22 protein-coding genes are annotated in these 19,427 nt (G+C 57.9%); 15 read left to right on the top strand and 7 right to left on the bottom strand.

Annotated elements, in window-relative coordinates:
• Positions 1–612: 612 nt before the first annotated feature.
• From IEC33019_RS00325 to IEC33019_RS00310, 4 genes are read right to left on the bottom strand one after another with little or no spacing between them, the layout of a single operon-like run.
• Positions 613–954: a hypothetical protein gene (locus IEC33019_RS00325; RefSeq protein WP_019692582.1), complete on the bottom strand. Its 342-nt coding sequence runs from the start codon at positions 952–954 to the stop codon at positions 613–615.
• A 10-nt stretch (positions 955–964) separates the two neighbouring features.
• On the bottom strand, positions 965–1,276 hold the full coding sequence (locus tag IEC33019_RS00320) for a TrbM/KikA/MpfK family conjugal transfer protein (protein WP_019692583.1): 312 nt from the start codon (positions 1,274–1,276) through the stop codon (positions 965–967).
• 4 nt (positions 1,277–1,280) lie between these two features.
• Positions 1,281–1,697, bottom strand: a complete 417-nt coding sequence (locus IEC33019_RS00315) for a hypothetical protein (protein WP_019692584.1) — start codon at positions 1,695–1,697, stop codon at positions 1,281–1,283.
• A 3-nt stretch (positions 1,698–1,700) separates the two neighbouring features.
• Positions 1,701–1,955: an H-NS histone family protein gene (locus IEC33019_RS00310; protein ID WP_086239839.1), complete on the bottom strand. Its 255-nt coding sequence runs from the start codon at positions 1,953–1,955 to the stop codon at positions 1,701–1,703.
• A 62-nt stretch (positions 1,956–2,017) separates the two neighbouring features.
• Here IEC33019_RS00310 and IEC33019_RS00305 point away from each other — a divergent pair, with 62 nt between their 5' ends.
• The 15 genes from IEC33019_RS00305 to IEC33019_RS00235 all read left to right on the top strand — a co-directional run bounded on the left by IEC33019_RS00305 (position 2,018) and on the right by IEC33019_RS00235 (position 14,502).
• Entirely contained in the window at positions 2,018–2,890 is an 873-nt protein-coding gene (locus IEC33019_RS00305) for a lytic transglycosylase domain-containing protein (protein WP_019692586.1), read from the top strand.
• A 175-nt stretch (positions 2,891–3,065) separates the two neighbouring features.
• On the top strand, positions 3,066–3,365 hold the full coding sequence (locus tag IEC33019_RS00300; RefSeq protein ID WP_086239838.1) for a hypothetical protein: 300 nt from the start codon (positions 3,066–3,068) through the stop codon (positions 3,363–3,365).
• A 48-nt stretch (positions 3,366–3,413) separates the two neighbouring features.
• A complete protein-coding gene (locus IEC33019_RS00295) occupies positions 3,414–3,731 on the top strand; it encodes a type IV secretion system protein VirB3 (RefSeq protein ID WP_044275511.1) in 318 nt (105 codons plus the stop codon).
• The gene (locus IEC33019_RS00290) at positions 3,731–6,379 is read left to right on the top strand and encodes a VirB4 family type IV secretion/conjugal transfer ATPase (RefSeq protein WP_099592750.1); all 2,649 of its coding nucleotides are present in this window, start codon (positions 3,731–3,733) and stop codon (positions 6,377–6,379) included. The genes IEC33019_RS00295 and IEC33019_RS00290 overlap by 1 nt, the downstream gene beginning before the upstream one ends.
• Position 6,380: 1 nt before the next feature.
• Positions 6,381–7,154 (top strand): type IV secretion system protein, encoded by a 774-nt coding sequence (locus IEC33019_RS00285; protein WP_081311800.1) that lies wholly within the window; start codon positions 6,381–6,383, stop codon positions 7,152–7,154.
• Positions 7,155–7,159: 5 nt separating this feature from the next.
• Entirely contained in the window at positions 7,160–7,405 is a 246-nt protein-coding gene (locus IEC33019_RS00280) for an EexN family lipoprotein (RefSeq protein ID WP_065862995.1), read from the top strand.
• A 12-nt stretch (positions 7,406–7,417) separates the two neighbouring features.
• The gene (locus IEC33019_RS27950) at positions 7,418–8,485 is read left to right on the top strand and encodes a type IV secretion system protein (protein ID WP_065862996.1); all 1,068 of its coding nucleotides are present in this window, start codon (positions 7,418–7,420) and stop codon (positions 8,483–8,485) included.
• A gap of 91 nt (positions 8,486–8,576) precedes the next feature.
• Entirely contained in the window at positions 8,577–8,768 is a 192-nt protein-coding gene (locus IEC33019_RS28025) for a hypothetical protein (RefSeq protein ID WP_032491391.1), read from the top strand.
• Positions 8,765–9,484, top strand: coding sequence for a virB8 family protein (locus IEC33019_RS00265; protein ID WP_065862997.1), 720 nt, complete (start codon positions 8,765–8,767; stop codon positions 9,482–9,484). The genes IEC33019_RS28025 and IEC33019_RS00265 overlap by 4 nt, the downstream gene beginning before the upstream one ends.
• Before the next feature lie 2 nt (positions 9,485–9,486).
• A complete protein-coding gene (locus tag IEC33019_RS00260; protein ID WP_065862998.1) occupies positions 9,487–10,365 on the top strand; it encodes a TrbG/VirB9 family P-type conjugative transfer protein in 879 nt (292 codons plus the stop codon).
• On the top strand, positions 10,362–11,519 hold the full coding sequence (virB10, locus tag IEC33019_RS00255; RefSeq protein ID WP_065862999.1) for a type IV secretion system protein VirB10: 1,158 nt from the start codon (positions 10,362–10,364) through the stop codon (positions 11,517–11,519). Before IEC33019_RS00260 ends, virB10 begins: the two co-directional genes overlap by 4 nt.
• A gap of 11 nt (positions 11,520–11,530) precedes the next feature.
• Complete coding sequence (locus IEC33019_RS00250; RefSeq protein WP_065863000.1) at positions 11,531–12,562, top strand: ATPase, T2SS/T4P/T4SS family; 1,032 nt, start codon at positions 11,531–11,533, stop codon at positions 12,560–12,562.
• Between the two features lie 51 nt (positions 12,563–12,613).
• Positions 12,614–13,165 carry a hypothetical protein gene (locus IEC33019_RS00245; RefSeq protein WP_099592748.1) on the top strand — a complete coding sequence of 184 codons (552 nt, stop codon included), beginning with the start codon at positions 12,614–12,616 and terminating at the stop codon, positions 13,163–13,165.
• A gap of 11 nt (positions 13,166–13,176) precedes the next feature.
• The gene (locus tag IEC33019_RS00240; protein WP_132476325.1) at positions 13,177–13,647 is read left to right on the top strand and encodes a hypothetical protein; all 471 of its coding nucleotides are present in this window, start codon (positions 13,177–13,179) and stop codon (positions 13,645–13,647) included.
• 111 nt (positions 13,648–13,758) lie between these two features.
• Positions 13,759–14,502, top strand: coding sequence for a hypothetical protein (locus tag IEC33019_RS00235; RefSeq protein WP_181859260.1), 744 nt, complete (start codon positions 13,759–13,761; stop codon positions 14,500–14,502).
• Positions 14,503–14,537: 35 nt separating this feature from the next.
• Here IEC33019_RS00235 and mobF read toward each other — a convergent pair whose 3' ends face one another.
• From mobF to IEC33019_RS00220, 3 genes are read right to left on the bottom strand one after another with little or no spacing between them, the layout of a single operon-like run.
• A complete protein-coding gene (mobF, locus tag IEC33019_RS00230) occupies positions 14,538–17,492 on the bottom strand; it encodes a MobF family relaxase (protein WP_015272413.1) in 2,955 nt (984 codons plus the stop codon).
• Positions 17,493–19,031 carry a type IV secretion system DNA-binding domain-containing protein gene (locus tag IEC33019_RS00225; RefSeq protein ID WP_015272412.1) on the bottom strand — a complete coding sequence of 513 codons (1,539 nt, stop codon included), beginning with the start codon at positions 19,029–19,031 and terminating at the stop codon, positions 17,493–17,495.
• Positions 19,031–19,360, bottom strand: a complete 330-nt coding sequence (locus IEC33019_RS00220; RefSeq protein WP_015272411.1) for a hypothetical protein — start codon at positions 19,358–19,360, stop codon at positions 19,031–19,033. Before IEC33019_RS00220 ends, IEC33019_RS00225 begins: the two co-directional genes overlap by 1 nt.
• Positions 19,361–19,427 lie beyond the last annotated feature (67 nt).

The raw sequence follows: 19,427 nt of genomic DNA, 5'->3' as shown, positions 1-19,427 counted from the left end.
CCCGGAGCGGTTGCCGCCGCTGGTTTCCGGGGTGTTGAAGCGGTATTGCTTCGACGTGGTTAGTATCTCAAATCGCGGCCCTGTCGTCAACTGTTGGTCAAACAATCTTTGACGAATAATTGACTTGACGCGGCGCGCTTTTCGGAGCTGCTTAGATGCCGAGGTGGGAGCGGGAGGTAAACATAAAGCGCGCCCGCGAAGCGGGTGCAGCCCCGCTTTTGCCCTGGAGCGTAAGTCTCCCCCGGTGGATCTGCTCGTCAGCCTTCGGTTGGTCGCGGTAAGCCCCGACTACCCGGAGCTGGGCCGCCGTCATGGGGACCGTGGAATAGCGGAGCGACCGGAGGGAGTGAGCATATGCCGCGAAAGCCCCTTGACGGCATAGGCCCAGCGGAGGGTAGGCGAATAGGGCTGATAGCGGCCAGCCGGAGGGTGATGAGCACACCCAGGACGCGCAGGGGCGGCAAGGTGGCCAGCAGGCCGCCGCGCAGGCCGACAGGCCGGAGGGCAAGCGGAGCGCGCAGCGCCTGGCGGGCCAGGTGCGCAGTAGGAAAGCCGTGGCCAAGGTTTCGCATGGGCAAGAAAAAGCCCGCTTGCGCGGGCTTCTGTGGAGGCTTATCGCCGTGGGTTGGTGTGCAGGCCCCAGCCGTACACTGGTGGTTGATCGCTGATGCGAATACCGCGTGTGTCTTCGCAAATCCGACCCGCGACTACTGCGCCTGGTGAGTAGATCTGACCGCCCAGCAGGCAGCCACGGGCAGGAGCTGGGGCAGGGCGGTTTGCCTTCGCTTCCAGGGCGGCGAGCTGGGCCGAAATGTTGACCAGACCTTGATTGACTTGGTGTAGCTGCTCGTTGGTCTGATCCGCCTGTTTCGACGTGGCGCAGCCAGTTAGGCCAACGGTGGCCAGCAACAATGCCGGCAGGAGTTTGGTGATAGTGCGAGTCCTGTTTTCCATAGAGATTTCCTTAACGTGTCATGCCGAACATTGAAATGATCGGGCTGATGGTGCCTTGGTTTTTGTCCGAGCCAGGGCAGGAATTCAAGAATTCTTCCCTGGCCCGGGCTGTTGCCTCGGGTTTGAATTTGCCCTTCTTCTTGACGACGATTGAGAAGAAGTCGGATACCGCTCCGCTGCAATCGCTGTCTGCCAGCGAACCGCCCTTGAGACCTGCTTTGCCTGCCATGCACATCATGGTCTTGCACGGGTCACGGGCTTCTGCGGTGCCTACCAGTACCAGGCTGGCCAAGAGGGCGACGACGACCGTTGATCGTTTCATGGGACTACTCTCCTTTTAGTCTGTGCTCGATGTGGAAAAATGCGCGGGCTAGGCGGTCGTAGCCGCCCGAGGCGGCAAGGAAGGCGATCAAACCGACTATGGACAGCACAACCAGTTTCGGATCGGGCCAGCCATTGGCGGCCTGGATGACGAATACCACCAGCATCGACACGGCGCCGAACGTCAGCACTAGGCTAATGGGGCGGCGCACAAGCCAAAGCAGTCGGCCTGCGAGGCCGAACAGGTTGCCGGTGGTGATACGCAAAGCATCGATGGCGAAGCGTTTAGCGCCCGAGGCAGCCCTTGCCAAGAACGACGGTTGCTTACCGTTCGCTGCTCGATCCTTCGTAGCCACAGTGCGGATCTTCTGCACCTGGCGGTTCCGCTTTCTGCCTGCGGGCAGCTCAACGACTTCACCCATATCTCAGTCCTCCTTTTCCTGTATCTCGAATTCCGCGAGCTGTCTGCCGGCGTCCAGATACTCCTTCAACCAAGCGGGGCGTTTACCCCTGCCGCTCCACGTATGAAACGGATTGGTTGGATCTCTATACCTGGCCTGGCCTCGCGGCGGTCTCTCTCCCAAAGGTACGAATTCCAGTTCGCGTGTTGTGGGCACGGATTTCGGTTTCCCCGCTGGTTTGCTCTTGTCGGCATCTTTGTCATCGCATTCGCTTGACATGTTCTCAACTGTCCTCATAATAGCGGTTACTCACTGAAATTGCAATTTCAAGGACAAACGGAATGGCCAACCATCAAACCTTCACCGCAGTCATTGCTCTTGCGCTCGTCGCCGCCGGAAATCCATTGCTGGCTAATGCGAACGGTAAATTGTCGATGAGTGTCATGGCTTTGGCAAAGCAATGTGCGCCGAACGTGGCGCCTGAGACGGTCGGTTATTTGGTTAGCCATGAGTCGAGAAACAACCCATTTGCAGTCCATGTAAACGGCGTGCCCTGGAGTAAGCAGCCGAAGACTGAAACCTTCGAGGACGCGAAGGGGGTAGTCGAAAAGCTTGCTCGCGAAGGCGCCAGTTTCGATACCGGCTACGGGCAAATCTGGTCGGGGAACTTGGCAGCGTTAGGGGTTTCTGCTGTGGACATGCTTGAGCCGTGTAAGAATCTGGCCGCCCTGGACCGAATCTTGTCGGACTGCTACCGGGCCGCTGTTGTGACTAATCAGGACGGGCAGGCTGCTTTGCGAAATGCCCTTAGTTGCTACAACACCGGCAACCAGCGGGACGGTTACACAAATGGATATGTGGGAAAGGTTCTTGCCGTGGCTCAAGCCAATAACACTATGAAAGTGCCTGCGCTGCGCGTCGATGGAGTCGAGAGTGAAGGCGGCCAGGTGGGAAGTAGCGTTGGGCAGGAGAACGCGCTACCGGCTGAAAACGCAAGGTTAGGTAGGTCTGATGGGTTCGATGATTCAACCCCGGACGGGTTTGCCAATAGCACTCAAGACGGTTTCGAGGTGATGGCGCGGCAACATGACGGAGCGCCCAATGAAGGTCTTTCTCATCCAGCAAAAACAATTAGAGGAAATGTGCAGCAAGAAGAAATTAATACGGACATGGATTCAGAGGTTGGAAGAAAAGAAATGGCTTCCACTCTTTGAAGTCATTAGCGACGACGGGCAAACGGTGTGTTGTTCGTTGCGCGTAAAGGATACAGGGGAGGTTAGAACGTGGGCTGATCTTCGACTGTTAGCCGAGTGGCTGAGGGAAAAGCTAAGCATCGAAAGGTGTGAGCTTCTATTAACGGACTTTGATTTACCAGTAACGGAGTGAAATATGGACAAACTGAATGTTGGTGTAAACGGCAAGAAACTGGGCATGGTCTGCATGGTTCTGCTGTGCATCTTTGGGTCTACCCTGGCCCAAGCAGCGGGGGTTGATACGGCAAACTCTTCGCTGACCTCGATGAAAACCTGGCTCGATACGTGGATTCCGCTGGCCTGTGCCGTGGTACTGGCGGTGCTGTGCATCCTCTGGTGGGCACACGTTGTACGCGCTGACTTCGCTACCCGTGGCGCCCTGGCAATGATCGGTGCTGGCTCTGCCAGTTACATCGTCAGTTTCTTCTTTGGCTGATACCAGAAGGGTGGGGCCTACGGGTCCCGCCCTTGGGAGGTTATCGAATTGAATTTCTCACAAGGACGGTTCCCCTTGTTCAAAGGGGCAACTCGGTTGCCGACCTTAGCTGGTGTACCTCGAACTGTGTTGCTCGTCACCTTCATGTTCTGCGGCGCGTTGTTCCAGTTCATTCACCTGTGGGCCATTGGGGTGTTCGTGTTCCTGTTTGTTATCGAATGGTGCATCACCAAGCATGACGACCGCGCTTTTCGGATTCTCTACCTGGCTTGGAAAACCAAGATTGTGAACAGGTCTGAATCGTCATTTACGAACTTGTGGGGTGGGTCCAGCTACTCGCCCAGGGACTACGGAGATCAAGACTAATGGCCGTAACAGCCCGTGATGTGAAGAGCGTCAAAAAATTCAAGAAGGAACCAGCCTTCAAAAAATTCCTACCCTATCAGCACCATATCACCGACCACGTAATCAGCACGGAAAACGGTGAGCTGCTGACGATGTTCAAGCTGCGCGGGCGCACGCATGACTGCGCCTCGGATCTTGACCTGATCCGCTGGCACCGCGACCTGAACACCATGTTCAGGCAGATCAGCACCGAACACGTAAAATACTGGACCCATCAGCATCACCGCGAGGTCAGCGACTACCCGGAAACGGAGTGGAACCTGGCGTTCGCCCAGCACTTTGACGACAGCTACCGCAAGAGCTTCCAAACCAAGCCGCTGATGGTGAACGATCTCTACCTCACTGTGGTTTACAACCCTGTTGGCGACCTGGCGCAAAAGGTCTTCTCCAAGATGGAGCGCCCTACCCGCGAGGAGTTGGTAGACATGCGCAACGAGGCGTTGAGCGCCTTGGAAGAGATCAGCAGCCGCATCATGCACACGCTCAAGCCTTACGATATTGAGCGACTGGGCGTCTACTATCGCAACAGCCGAGGCGAAATCACCATTGCCCAGGATCAGGACGATGATTCCTGGCTGGCTGATGAAACCGGGCTTGAGGCTGATGCCTTCGATATCGATCCTGACGACCTGTTGGCCGATACGGTGGCGAGCGCGCCGGCGCCGGCAATACCTGCGCAAGAAGGCGCCGGCAGCCTTCGGGCATTTTCTACTGCCCTGGAATGGCTCTCATTCCTCATCAACGGCTATTGGCAGCCTGTTCCCGTCTGCCGCTCGCAGATTCGCACATATTTGATGGAAAGCCGGCCCGTTTCCTCTCTTTGGGGCGACATTATCCAGCGCCGCCGTTTCGATGGCGTGGATTACTTGGCAGGCGTTGAGATCGTCGATTACGACGATGAGACGGAGCCTGGCCAGCTGAATTTGCTGATGGAAGCAGATTTTGAATACGTGCTGACGCAATCCTATTGCTGCATGTCCCTGGGTGCTGCTCAGACGTTCCTGTCTAATCAGCAAAAATCGATGCTGGAAACCAAGGACAAGGGCAAGTCGCAGATTCGGCAGTTGGAAGACGCCGAGGACGATGTGACCTCGCGGCGGTTCGTCATGGGTTTCCATCACGCGACCATCCACGTTTGGGCAAATACTTCGAAAGGCGTACAGAAACTGGCTCGCAAGGCCAAGGGCATGATGACCGACTGCGGTATCAAGGCTGACTCGGTTGGCCTCGCTTCCGAGGCTGCCTTCTACGCCATGCTGCCGGCCAACCATGCGTTTGTTCCCCGCCCGGTCCCAGTTAATAGCTGGAACTTCCTGTGCTTCTCGCCGTTTCACGGCTTCATGACTGGCAAGGCGAACAACAACCCATGGGGACCAGCAGTCACGTTGTTCAAGACCACGGCTGGTACGCCGTTGTTCTTCAACTGGCACGTGTCGCCAATGGAAGAACAGTCGTTCGGCAAGCGTCCGCCAGGCCATACCCTGATCCTGGGTCAGACCGGCGCCGGTAAGACGACTCTGCTCAATGCGTTGATTACTCAGTCCAGCAAGTTCGAGCCACGGGTTATCTGCTACGACAAAGACCGGGGCATGATGCCCCTGGTGACGTCCCTGGAAGGGCGCTATACCGTGCTGCGCGAGGGCGAATCGACGGGCTGGCAGCCGGCGCAAATCGAGCCGACTACCGCCAACGTTGCCATGGTCAAGCGTCTGATCAGGATTTGTGCGGAAACCACGAACGGCGGCCCGATTGAACAGACCGATGTGGAACTCATCGGCAAAGCTGTTGACCATGTGATGGTCAGTGGCCTGGTTGCCAAGGAGCTGCGTTCGTTCTATGCAATCTGGCGGCAGATTCCGGCAGCGGCGCGAGTCAACAACCAGCAGAAATTGAGCCTGGCTGAAATGCTCAAGCCCTGGTGCCGTGGTGGAGAACATGGGTGGTTGTTTGATAACCCGTCCGACGCCTTGACCTTCGACACGCACAAGGTGTTTGGCTTCGACCTGACCGACTTTATCGTGGCCCCGGATCAGCCGGCCCCACAAGCTCGCACGCCGTTGCTGATGTACCTGTTTTATCGGGTGCGCCTGGCTATCGATGGTAGCTGCCGCGTGATTCAGGTATTCGATGAGTTCGCCCAGTATCTGGACGATCCCTACATGGATGTGGAAGTGAAGCGCGGTTTGAAGACCGACCGGAAAAAGGACGCAATTTACGTCTTCTCCACGCAGGAACCAAACGACGCCCTGGAAAGCCGGATCGGCAAAACGATCATGCAGCAGTGCGTGACCAAGATCCTGCTGGAAAACCCGGAAGCTGACCCGGTGGACTACATGAAGGGGCTGAAACTGACCGAAGCGGAATACCAGGCGCTGCTTAACATCCCTGAATTCAGCCGTCAGTTCTTGGTCAAGCAGGGCAGTCAATCGGCCATCGCCACCATGGATCTGCGCGGGATGGAGAAGGCAATCAGCATCCTTTCGGGCACCCCGGACAATGCGGATCGACTGGAAAGCATCCTTGCCGCCAATCCAAACGCCAAGCCAGAGGTGTGGCTGCCGAAGTATTGGGAAGCGGTTTTACCCAAGCAACAGAACAGGAGCAATTGACATGGAAAAGTACGTTTTTGCCGCTACGGATACCCAGGACGTAATGCGTCTTCCGACGCTCAAGGCAAAGGCCATTGTGCGTAGCTGCACGATGGCCATCTTCCTGGGGGTCGCAAGCGTTTCGCATGCGCAGGTCGTTGTCGAAGATCCTGGCGTGCTGGCCAACACAGTGCTTCAGGTCGAGAACATGGTTCAGCAACTGGCCAACCTCAAGTCGCAGTTGGAAACCCAACAGGGCATGTACGCCTCCATGACCGGCGCACGTGGATTCGGTGGGATGCTCCCAGGCAGTGCTGGGGCATTGCAGAAAAACCTGCCTGCTGACTGGAGCAAGGTCTACTCCGACGCGATGAACAGCAATTCGAGCATCACAGGTTCTGTGCGCGACATGCTCGGGCAGTTCGATAGCGAGGTCGAGAATATGGGTCGGACCGAGGCCCTGGACCTGGTGAACCAACGTCTCAAGGAGAAAGGGGCGTATGACCGCGTGATGGCGCAGCAGGCTTACAACAACCAGATGCGTGAACTGGAAGATATCCAGACGCTGACCAACCAGATCGACACAACCACGTCGCAAAAAGAAATTGCAGACCTGCAAGCCCGGATCTCGACCGCCCAAGGTGCGATCCAGGGCGAGCAAGCCAAGCTGCAACTGATGGCCATCCTCCAGCAGTCGCAAGACAAGGTGCTGCAACAACAGCAACAGACTGCCGTTCGCCGCTATGTCATTGGCGATCAGAACGACAGTCTTGAAGCCCCCAACCTCACGGAATGACCGCTATGAAAAAGATCGTATGCCTGCTGCCACTCTTCGCTGCCCTGGCCGCTTGTGGTGAGGCCAACACCAAAGAGTGGTACATGCAGCATGACAAGGAACGGGCCGTTCGTGTTGCCGAGTGCCGTAACAATGCCAAGGAACAGGTGAGCGCTGATTGCCAGAATGCCCTGGCCGCCGAGGCTCAAGTCGTGACCATGGGCAAGGGACAGTCGGATTACAGCATCGACCTCAAGCTCGATAAGAAGTGACGGGGGTGAACAATGGCCTATAACGCAACGACTCAGATATTCAGCTACATGGACGAAGTGTCCAAGGAGTTAGTGGCGTCGAACGTGGCAACCATCATTGCCGCCGTGACGCCGTTGGTTGCCCTGGGCCTAACCATTGTTCTCATGGTCGAAGGCACCTTCAAACTCTACGGCGGTGATGGCGAACCGCTGACCGACATGCTCAAGAAGTTCGCCTTCTGGGGACTCATTCTGAGCATCTCGTCAGCAGGCGGTTGGTATCAGCGCGATCTCGCTGATGTAGCGCTGAAAACGCCTGATGAGTTCGCCTCGATCCTGATTGTCGATGGCAAGTCGGGTTCCAACGTGCAGAACGAAGTCGCCAGTACCATTGACAAGGCACTGGAGAATGGCTTGAAAACCGCGCAGCGCGCATTTGATAACGCAGGCGTGACCAGTGGTGCAGGCCTTGCGAGCTTCTTGCTGGCTGCTGCGGTGCTTCTTTCCACGGTGCTGGTCTGCGGCATTGGTGCGGCGTTGATCCTGATGGCCAAGTTTATGCTGGCCATCGCGGTCTGTTTCGGGCCGATCTTTATCATGTGCCTGATGTTCGACTCCCTGCGCGAACTGTTCTCGAAGTGGATTGGTTCGGTTATCAACTTCGGGCTGATAACCATCCTGCTGTCTGCCACCTTCGGCCTGCTGATGAAGTTTTACGGCAAAGCGGTGGCGGCGGCGGCAGATCCGGCAGCCGACTCGCCGATCTTGGTACCAATCATCACTTGCGGCCTTCTGACCGTGGTGACGTGGTTTGTTCTCAAGAAGATCCCCGACCTGGCCGCGTCGTGGGGCAGTGGTGTCTCGGTGCAGTTCGTACCGGGCCGTCAACGCCCAGGCAAAGGTGGCGGGGGCCAGGGTGCGGGTGGCGGCGGCAAAGGCGGTGCCGGTGCCGGCGCTGGCTCCGGTGCAGGAGCGGCAGGAGCTGGTGGTGGCGCAGCGGCTGGAGCAGGTGGCGCGGCTGCCGGAGCCGCTGGAGCAGCCGCGAGCGCTGTGGGTTCGGCCATGCAAGGCATGGCTAGAGGTTCACGCCGAGCAGGTTAAACGGAATCACATTTGGGCCATAATAGTCCTTGAAATTAGAATTTCAGGGATTTATTATGGCCCTGTCTTTTTCTCATCTGAGGTAAATCACATGGTGCGGTTTTCGACGGGATTGGTCGGGATCTTACTGGTTGCGGCTCTGGCTGGATGCGCAAGCAAGCCCAAGCCCGCACCTGAGCCTGACATGACGAATTTGGTGCCGGTCAACAAGACGTTGCCCAGTGCCCTTGTAGGACGCCCCGGGGTAATTCCCCAGGCCACGAATGGAGAACGTAAAGAATGAGTCGGGCTGATAAGAACGAGGCGATCACCAAGGCTGACATGGCCGTTTTCCAACAAGAGAGGCAGGATCTGGAAACGGATCTGCTTAGTGAGGTGTTGAACTCTCGTCGCACCGCCTGGTGGGCGGCGACTGGGCTGGGCGGCCTGGCGGCGGTGGCGTTCGCGGTAGCTGGCTTGACCATGTATCGCTATAGCCAGCCAGTGCCCGCCCATATGCTGGTTTTGAACCCCGATGGGAGCATCCAGCAAGTGTCGTTGCTGACACCGCAATCGACCTACGGGGAAGTGTCAGACACCTACTGGGTTTCTGGCTTCATCCGCCATTACGAAACCTACGAATTCAACACGGTGCAGGCGGACTATGACGCCGTTGGCCTCATGTCTGGCCCTGATGTGGCTGAGCAATACCAGAACCGCTACAAGTGGGGCACCAAGGAGGCGATGGACAAGGTTGTTGGCGACCGCAAATCCGTCAGGGTCAAGATTTCCTCGGTCATTCTCGACCGGGAAAAAGGCATCGCCACGGTTCGTTTCTCGACTACTGAAAAATACCGTTCGCGAGCGACCTCGGAAGAACCTCAATACTGGATCGCAACTCTGTCGTACACCTACGACAACACCTTGTTGAAAGCCTCCGAGCGCTACATCAACCCGCTGGGTTTCCGCGTCTACTCGTACAACGTGAACGCTGAAACCGCCGCAAAAGTTGGGGGCTGACTATGAATCGTAAATTCGCTATTGCAACCGCGTTGGCGGCGGCGCTGACATCGGCGCCGGTTCTGGCACTCAACGAGAAGACAGACAGCCCCTACGACTATCGGATCAAGACGGTGATCTACAACCCGATGGACGTTGTTCAGATTGACGGGGTGGTGGGTTTGCAAACGCTCATCCAGTTTGCGCCGGATGAGGTCTACGTGACGCATAACTTCGGTGCGAAAAGCGCCTGGGAGTTGGTCAACAAGGATAACAACGTGTTTATCCGGCCAATTGCCGAGCTGAGCGACACGAACCTGACGGTAGTGACCAACAAGCGGACGTATTACTTCCTACTCCACTACATCGGCAGCAATGTCGTCAAAGGCCCTGATGGCCAGGTGAAAGAAGAGTTCATCAAGACGCCCTGGAGCATGCGCAAAGCCACGGTCGGCGTCATCTTCAAATACCCGTTTGAAGACATGAAGGTCGCTAACAAGAAGCTCGAAGAACGCCGCATCCGCGAGGCGCTGGCCAAGGGTAATAACGGGCCGGTGAACATCGCCTATAGCCGCTCCGATGAAGAAAACAGCTCCGAGATCAGGCCGACCCACACCTGGGATGATTTCCGCTTTACCTACTTCGAGTTTCCGGCCAATGCAGCGTTGCCGAACGTCTACATGATTGGCCCGGATGGCAAGGAAACCATCCCTCAGACGCATATTGAGGGCGAGTATTCCAACATCATCGTTGCCGAGACAACGGCGCGTGAATGGCGGGTTCGCCTGGGTGATCGCGTGGTGGGTGTAGTCAATGGCGGTTACAACCCGGCGTTGGGCGCTAGCAAGACCGGCACCAACTCGCCCGAGGTCAAGCGTGTGTTGAAAGGGGGTGAAGAATGAGCCGCGACGTAAATATCGACGAACTGGAGACGTTCGAGGACGACCGGGGCGGGTTCGATGGTGGGCCGAAAAAGAAAGTGCCAGGCCTGCGAGCATTCATCGGCGTGCTGTTGCTGATTGCGCTGTGCCTCATCGGCTGGATCGTCTACAAAAACGTGATTGTTCCGAAACTCCAGCAGCAGGAACAGGCTGAAAAAGCGTCACCCAACAGGGCCAATAACCTGCCGCGTGCTAGCTTCGCAACCACGCCTGGTAACGCTGATGAAGAACCTGTCGAGCAGCCCGCCGAGCAGGCGCAATCCGCAAGTACCTACCAGCAGCAGGCACACCAGACACAGCCTGGACAGCAGGGAAAAGTCGAGCTGACGCCTGAACAAAAAGCCATGCAACGCCGCCTCAGTTCGTCGAGCGCTACAGAACAGATTGGCGCACAGGCTATGGCCGCGACTCCAAGTCGTGGCGAAAAAGCTGAACCAGTAAAAACTAGCAGTAGTAGCTCGGAGCTGGCTTCGCGCATGAACAGTGCCCGGTACGCTGCATCAAAGGCGACGCTCATGAAAAACATGGGTATGTCGATAGCCGCTGGCACGATGATTCGCTGCGGCACGATCACCGAGCTGGATACCACTGTCCCTGGTTTCGTGTCCTGCCAGGTGTCGAAGGAAGTCCGTTCGGCTGACGGCTCGGTGGTGCTGATCGACAAGGGCGCGACGATCACTGGTGAAGTCAGTGGCGGCATTCTGATGGGGCAGGCCAGGGCCTTTGTGCTCTGGTCGCGGGTTCGTAACCGTGACGGCGCTGTGGCCTACCTCGATGCACCTGGCACCAACCGCCTCGGTAGTGCCGGCGTGCCCGGCCAGGTCGATACCCACTTTTGGGATCGCTTCGGTGGTGCCATGTTCATTTCCGTGTTCAGTGACCTGAGCCGTGGTCTGATGCAGGCCCTGGTCAACTCCACCGACAAGTCCGACAGCGACACAACGGTGAACCTCGACAACACGTCCAACACCTCCGATTCGCTGGCCCGCGAAGTGTTGCGCGCCACGATCAATATCCCGCCAACCCTGACCGTGAATCACGGCGAGGCGGTATCGATCTTCGTGCCGCGTGACGTTGATTTCAGCGATGTGTATGGCCTGGAAATGGTGGAGTGAGGGAGGCACGTATGGATACTGCGACCGATATCGACCTGGCTTTAGCAGACATGGACATGGCCCTGGCGGCGGCGAACTTCGCCCCGCTTCGCCAGTACCTCGACGATCCAGAAGTGTTCGAGATCCGGGTGAACAAGTTTGGCCAGGTGGTATGTGACACGCCCAAAGGGCGTGTCTTGCATGCCGACCCACGGATCACCTACGACTACCTGTGGGCCTTGAATGACCATCTGCTGAGCCTCAACGGACTCGGCCGCACGCCAATCAGCTACGTGAAGTTGCCGGACGGATCTCGGGGAACGTTCTGCTGGCCCCCTGCGACTGTCGAGGGGACCATGCTCATGTCGATCCGTAAGCATTTGCCGGTATCGAAGAGCCTGAGCCAGCTTGCCCAGGAAGGCCGCTTTGCCAAGGTGCGGCATCGTAAGCAGTCTGAGCAATTCATGCTTGAGCCGTTCGAGGAAGAACTGCTTGAGTTGTTGGAAAAGGGTGATGTGGAAGGCTTCTTGACGCAGGCCGTCAAGACGAAGCGGAACATTGCCGTAGCCGGTCCTACCGGCTCCGGCAAAACCACGCTTACCCGCTCGCTGATGGGGGCGGTGCCTACGATTGAGCGTGTGCTGCTGATGGAAGATACGCACGAAATCGACGATAACCGCCTCGATGAAGTGGGCTATCTGATGTACGGGGAAGGCGATGGCCGAATGTCGGCCCGCGAATGCCTCAAGCTGTGCATGCGCCTGTCCCCTGACCGGATCTTCCTAACCGAGCTGCGCGACGATGCGGCGTGGGACTACCTGGCCGGCGCGAACACGGGGCACCCTGGGGGCATTTTTTCGACGCACGCTGACAGCGCGGCCAGTACCCCAGCGCGTATCGCCACTTTGGTAAAGGCCTCGGAAATCGGTCGGGCGCTCGACTACGACGTAATCATGAAGACCATCAACACCACGTTGGATGTGGTCGTGTACATGGAAAAACGTGAAGTGCTGGAAATCCTGTACGACCCGATGTTCAAGAAACAAGCAATGGCAGCGGTGTAGGAACTCAAGCCGCTTAGCGCCCTGCAGGGCTAAATCCAAGGAGAAGTACGCATGACCGAAGCAACCAATATCTGGACCGCCACCGCTACCGAAATCATCAACGCGGTGCGTGAAAGCGTTATCGCCATGGGTTGTGGAACGCCACAAACAGGTGATATCTACGACCAACTGCTGTTGATTGGTCGTAGTGGCGTGGAAGAGCTGGTGCCCTCCGTGAGCAAATTTGGCGCCCGAGAGTTTGAAAGCGTCATGGCCGTGGTCGTAGACCTGCTGGGCGGTGATGGCATTGCCGTCCACGGTGAGCTGCCTATTTGGCTCCGTGTTTATCCAAGCGTGGAAGGCAGGCTCCCTTCCTTCAGTGTCGATGACTGGCGATGGATTCGCCTATCCTCGGTTCAGGAGGTTCAGCCCCGCCGTGCAATCGCCATGGGCGAAGATCGGGCTAAATGGCAGCTCATGGTCAACGTTGTTGCCAATGGCCAGGTGTACCACGCTACCCAACGCCTGTTCCTCGGCGCATCGGTAGAGAAGCCGGTAGAACGCTTGCTGACGTTGGTTAGCGCCGCAGTGAGTGAAGAACAGCGTCGCCGGATGCAACTGTGATGGAGGCCAACATGGATTCACCACAACCGCACAGCACGGCCACCAAGGCGCTTGAAGTCTTGAGTGCTGCTCTGACGATCATTCGCCGTTTGTTTCTGCTGCTCATTGTCTATCCGGCTGTTGGTTTTTTCTTGTTGATGGGCCTCGCCTCCGATTGGTCGTTTACCGGGGCCGGTAAATGGCTGACGGATATGCAATACGAGGCCCAGCAGTTAGGAAAAGCGGAAGCGCCTGGTCATCTGCTGGTCAAGCGCTGCGCCGATGAAAGCCGGTCGCGTGGGGCCATGCCGGAGCCTGTGGCCACGTGTGATGCTTGGCAGGTGAAAGAGGTGGCTGTCGAAGCGCTGGCCAAGGAGGGTGGTAGGACGCTGGCCCTGATTTACTGTGCTTTCCTCGTAACAGGGTTCGGTGTGATGGTCTTCACCAGCCCAGCCTCGCCTCTTCGCTTGCGCGAGCGCCTTGGGTTGCAACGTCGCAAATAGCGCGCCCGGACCTAAAACAAAGCCCCGCATTGCGGGGCTTTTGTTTGCCGCTATATCGTGTGCTCGATCAGCTGGCCAGCGACACAAGATGTTGTGTTACGAGGGGAAATTTTGAAACAAACGAACTGGACGGTTATTGGTGTGGCCCGCTGGTACGACTGGAAGTTGGGCAAGCTTTCCGACCGGGACCTGGCCAGGGTGGTCGGAACTACCGAGGGCAGCATACGGCGCCGACGTGTTCAGTTCGGGATCGAGGTCTATTCGGTCGCAGTAGCTCTTGCCCCTTTCCATCACCTGCTGGGCCTGGAGTCGGACAGGTCTGTCTCTGCAAAAAGCGGGGTGTCGGTGAAGAGTATCCAGGCTTACCGCAAGTCCCAGGGCATCCCACCCCGTTCCAAGGTCACACGCCGTATTCAGCGCTTGCCGCTCGATCATCCCGTGAGGCCGTACAAGAGCGCGTTGGGCCTGGTGCCCGATGAAGACATAGCCAAGGCGTCGGGTGTGGCCGTAGAAGTCGTGCAGGCGCTGCGCGAGGCGTTCGGCCTGGATGCTGCTGTGGCGCCCTCCCCTGACCTGGCCAAGTCGGCGCCGGTCGAGGACTACCACGGCCCCGGACTCGGTTACGAATCGCTCCTGGGCACCATGTCTGCCGCCAAACTGAGTCGCACCGTAGGCGTGGCCTATGCGGTCGTAGAGGCGCGCCGGGAGTTCCTGGGCATCGCACCGTACAAGCGCGTATCGCGTGCTGATCGGTATGTACACCTGTTCGGCGTGGTGCCAAATAGCGTGCTGGCCAAGCTCGCAGGTGTGTCTCATGAGCGGATCGCTCAAATGCGCATGGCCAAGGGGCTTTAACGCACAGAAAAAAGGGGCCGAAGCCCCTTTGCTGGTTACAGGCCGAATGCCCTGCCCTTTTCTTTAGGCTGCTTGGTCGGCAACTGCTGGCCTTGCTGTTGCTTCTGCGCGGCGTCCTTCTGTTTGCCGGCCTGGTCGTGTCCTTTGCGCTCGAGCGCATGCCGCTGGAGCTGCTTGATATCCAGGGCGCCGGCCTTGGCATTCAAGCGACTGATCGCAGCCCCCAGCTTCTGCCGGTTATCGGTGAAGATTTCCGCTGCATGACGGGCGCGGCTGATCGCCACGTAGTACACGTCCTTGGCGGTCGTGCGCGACTGGGTTTCAAGGTTGATGAGTACCTTGTCGCAGGTGAGGCCCTGGGCGCTGTGAACGGTCGAGGCGTATGCCAGGCCGACGAACATAGCCGATGCGGTGTCCAGCTCGACCTGGCGGCCTTTGTCGCCTTCGAGCACCACACGGTCGCTGTGGATCTCCTTCACCACAAATCGGTCGCCGTTGGCCAGGTCCTTTTCGGCGTCGTTCCGGGTGATTTTCACCTGATCGCCAGGAGCCAGCTCAGTTCGCTCGACGCTGTAGACCGACAGCTTTGTGCATCGAGCCGGGGTGAATTGCAGTCTCTCGCCTTCCGGCCCCCGCACGGTGAGTTTGTTGCCGGGACCAGTGTCGAGTACCACGTACTGCACGCCCCGTTGCAGCCCGTTCTTATAGTCCACCTCGGGTACGACAATGCTGCCCTTGCCGTAGTATTTGCTATGCCGGCGCTCGGCCTGTGTCGTATCCAGGCGATTGAGCAATGGATATTCCGCGCCCTGTCCTTTCAGGCCCAGCGCCTCGCGCACCCCTTCGTTGATCTCGATCCGACTGGCGTTAGTACCGGTGATAATCAGCGCCTGGTCACGTTCGGCCTTTGGCATCGAGGCGTAGGCTTCGACAATGGCCTGGTAGCGTGCCCCGTTGTCCTCGATCTCGCGTATCTCGTTCACCAGCGGCAGCGATTGTTTGGATTTGCCCTCGGCGGCCAGCTTCACCGCTTCCAGCAACTGCGGGTCTTTCTGCCGCTGAATGTCGGTCAGCCGGGACGTTTCCATGCCGGCTTTCATCAACTGCTCGAAGGGTTTGCCGGCCTCGATAGCTTTGGTCTGTGCCACGTCGCCCAGGAAGACAACGCGAGCGCCGGCAGCCTCAATGGTTTTCATGGCCTCGTGCATCTGCCGCGCAGGAATTACGCCGGCCTCGTCGATAATCACGACGGTGTTGCTGTCGATCTTCTTATCGCGGGCCTTGAGGAATGATTGCAGAGTGCGCGCCTCCAGGCCCTCGGCCTGGAGCGCCTTTACCTGGCTCCCATAGGGCGCCAGGCTGGTGACACGGTATCCGTTCGCTTCCAGCAGATCCTTAGCCGCTACAGTCATGTAGCTTTTGCCGACGCCGGCAAAGCCCTGCACGCCGATGAACTGGTTTTGTGTGCGGGCGATCCGCATCACCGAGGACTGCTGTTCCGCGTTCAAGCCCCGATCGGCAAGGAAGGCTTCGGCGGCTTCCTTGGAGATCCGCGGCTGAACTGTACCGCGCCCCATTCGCTCGATTTGCAGCACCTCGCGTTCGCGCTTTTGCGCGATGTGCGTGGTGAAACGGCTTTCACCCTGACGCAGCCGTCCCGTGCGGATACCCTCATCAACGAGCCTGGCGGCCTCTGAGCGCGATTTGCCGGCACGGACAAGGTTTGCCACCCATTCCTTCCGGCTGAGCTGTGGCGCCTCCTGGCGGGCCTTCTCGGCGGCCTTCCCCTTCTTTCCATCGGCTGGGTTCTGCGATGAGTACAGCGGTTCCTCGCGGATCAGGTGGCCAGATGCGGCTCGCCGCTCGATGCCGGCGCGCACGTCGTCGATGGTGAGTGCGCCGTACCCGTGGCGCAGCGCGGTATCCATCAGCTCCTTCTGTCCGATCACGGCCTGGCGTTCGGTCAGACTCTTGATCGCGAATTCGATTACCTGGTCTGCACGGTACTCCAGGGGCTTCTCGATCTGCGGAGTGGCCGCGCTGCTTCGCTCGTTGCCGCCCTGGGCATCGGCGCCGACGCCGGCCCACTCGCGACTGTGGTAGTCGATACCCAAGGCCCTCGACCGCTCCAGCCAAACCTGGCGCAGTTCCTCGCGGTCGATGCCACCCTGCTTTTTGTCGCGGGTGGCCAGCGCGGCCTGGTTTTTTTCGGCATATGACGCTGTGCTGCGGTCCAGGCCTTTCGCCGCTAGCGCTGCCTCGATCTGCTGGCTGCGCGAACTGAATTCGCGGATCTGCTCATCGGAGAAGTGCGCCAGGTCGAATGTGCCGTTGCGCTCATAGCGCAACTGGAAGCCGGCCTTTTCCAGCTCGCGGGCCAGTTCCGCCTTGTAGACGTTGCCCAAGAACATGGACGAATTGAACACGCCGTCATTTTTCAGTGCCCGCCATTCGCCGTCGCTACGCTGGGTCATGTTCAGCACGAACGCATGGGTATGCAGGTCGGGGTCCAGGGCGCGTGACGTTTCGTGTCGGAACTTGGCCACCACCAAGTTGTTGGTGTTCTCGGTGCCGGTCTTCTTGTTGACCGTGATTCGCGCCTGGGACAGCCGTTCAGCTTCGCGGATCGCCGCCGCCACGGCCTTGTCGTGGGCTTCGATGATACTGGCGTCACCGTGGACCAAGGCCTGGAGCGACACGCCCTTGGGTGCCGAGAATGTGAGGTCGTACCCCAGCCGTTCCTTGCTGACCACTTTGCCGTCCGCCTCTTTGACGGTCCGCATGAGCTTCGTGTTGTCGCTAATCCGGCCATCCAGCAGCTCGCGGAATCGGGCCTGCTCTACCTCCCCGGACAGGCCCAATGCCTCGGCGCCGGCACCTTGCCATTGCATGGCGCCGCCGTCTTTTGCGTAGTAGTCATCCGCACCATCCGCGTAGTACGACACGACTTTGCCCAGTGATTGCCGAGAAATGGTCGTGATATCGAGCATTTAGATGATCTCAAGGTTTGGAACGATGCCCGGTACCGGGTTCGTGCGGGTGAAGTTGATCGGCTCAATGGCCACCCGTGCAATCGGGATGCTGCCGGGGAACGACAGGAAGCCTTCGAGGTTGTTCAAGGCCATGATTTCCGACGACATAACGATGCGCTCGGGCTTCACATCCTCGTTCTCGCTGCGAGTGCCCCAGTCACCCCAGCGCGAGCTGCGGCCTTCTTTTGTGCGCAGCACTTCATGCTCGCTCAAGGCTTTGGACATGCGTTCGGCGGTGGCTGTACCCATGCGGCCAACGGCCAAAGCGACCATCGTCCGGTGGTTGGCCAGCATGGTTTCGGCCAGCTTCTCGCCATACACGGATTCGAGCTGAGTGTAGGACTGGTAGCCCGATACCACGCAACCGCCCTTCTTCCGGCCCCGCGTCAGCATGTCGCCCAGGGTGGGCAACCGTTGCAGCGACTCCAGCTCGTCGAGGTACGTCCAGATTCGGCGCTTGGGGTTGGATTTCATCCCAAGGATGCTGGTGAAAATGGTATCAACCCAGCAACTAATCAGTGGGCGCAGCGCTTCGCGCATGTTCTCGTCCCAGGTGATAAACAAGTTGCCACCGTTAGGATCTTCGCACCACTGACGCAACGAAAAGTTGCCTGGCGGCATGTCAAAATGTGCAGGCAGTTTATTACTGAGGACAAAACGGACGCTGCCGGTAGCGCGTTCGTTTTCAGTGAACAGGGAGACGGCGCGAGTGCCTTTTACAAAACCTTGTAGCGCTTCCGAACTGCACTCGTTAGTCCATTTAAACACATTCCTCATGCCAGGATTTCGCGTGGTGTTGTACAGCTTTTTGGCAACTTCCGCGAACAACAGGCGTCCATACTGGTTCCATTCTTCCGAGTCGTTACTGTCCGACACCTGAATAATGGATTTTGCGTAGCGCTCGAAATCGTAGTGACTACGGATTTCGTTATAGAAGTTCCAGCCTTCCGTCCTGGCATCGTAGGGATTTAGGATTTTATCGCCCTTGCGGTAGAAGGTAGATAGGAACTCTCCATCGGGATCGAGGATCACCATGCGGTCTTTCCGCTGCATACAGCCATACATCATTTCGCGGAAAATCGTACTCTTACCTGTACCCGTTGCGCCGCCAACTGAAAAGTGTGTTGCTTCGGCAGCAATAGGAACAGGCACTCCGGCAATAGTTATTTGTTCCTCTTTTTCCTTGGTTAGTCGTTTAAGTTCACGCTGGGATACAAGTTGGCTACCACGAAAATACTTGTCGAAGTGGGCGCCGGCAAAAGTGGTCTTGCTCAACTTCACAATAAGCACGCACAGCGCAATCGCCAGTATCAATCCACCAACTAACGCAACCGCAAGCGGCCACAAGGTGAACGTATTTTTCGCCAGGTAAAATACCCTGTCGCGGGCGCCTTGTTTTTCAATTCCATACATCAGTTTGGCGGTAAAGAACCACGCGAACAGGGGCACCAGTACCATGACGGCAAGGCAGATTTGAGATCGTTGGCGCTCGTTCATCAGCTATCCCTCTTAGATGAATCCCATACGTCGAAGCCCAGGCGTTCGACCTCGGCCTGGGCTTCCCTCTTAGCATCCGGTTTGGACGCGGTGCGCAGAAGCAACAGCAGCTCGATCAAGATGGCCATCGACTGCCGGTCGATTCCTGCACCTGGCTGACCGTCGCCGCCAGGTCGTTGTTCGAGGCGCTGGAGGATCATTTCTAGCGTGTCCTCCTGCTCCATCTGCCGGAAAAGCTGCCGGCGAACATACTCCGAAATGTCGCCTTGCGACCGCTCTTCCAGCTCGATTTTCTGTGTTTCGGTGCATCGAAAGCTCACTGTGGGCACGGATGGCCTCCTTGTCTGACGTGTGTAAGACACAAAATACAGCAAAATCAGGGCCTGCGCGTACTTT

Origin of the sequence: Pseudomonas putida (assembly GCF_002741075.1) — a bacterium.
Lineage (GTDB): Bacteria > Pseudomonadota > Gammaproteobacteria > Pseudomonadales > Pseudomonadaceae > Aquipseudomonas > Aquipseudomonas putida_T.
The sequence above is the reverse complement of the archived record's forward strand: the minus strand, read 5'-3'. Positions and strand labels throughout refer to the sequence as shown.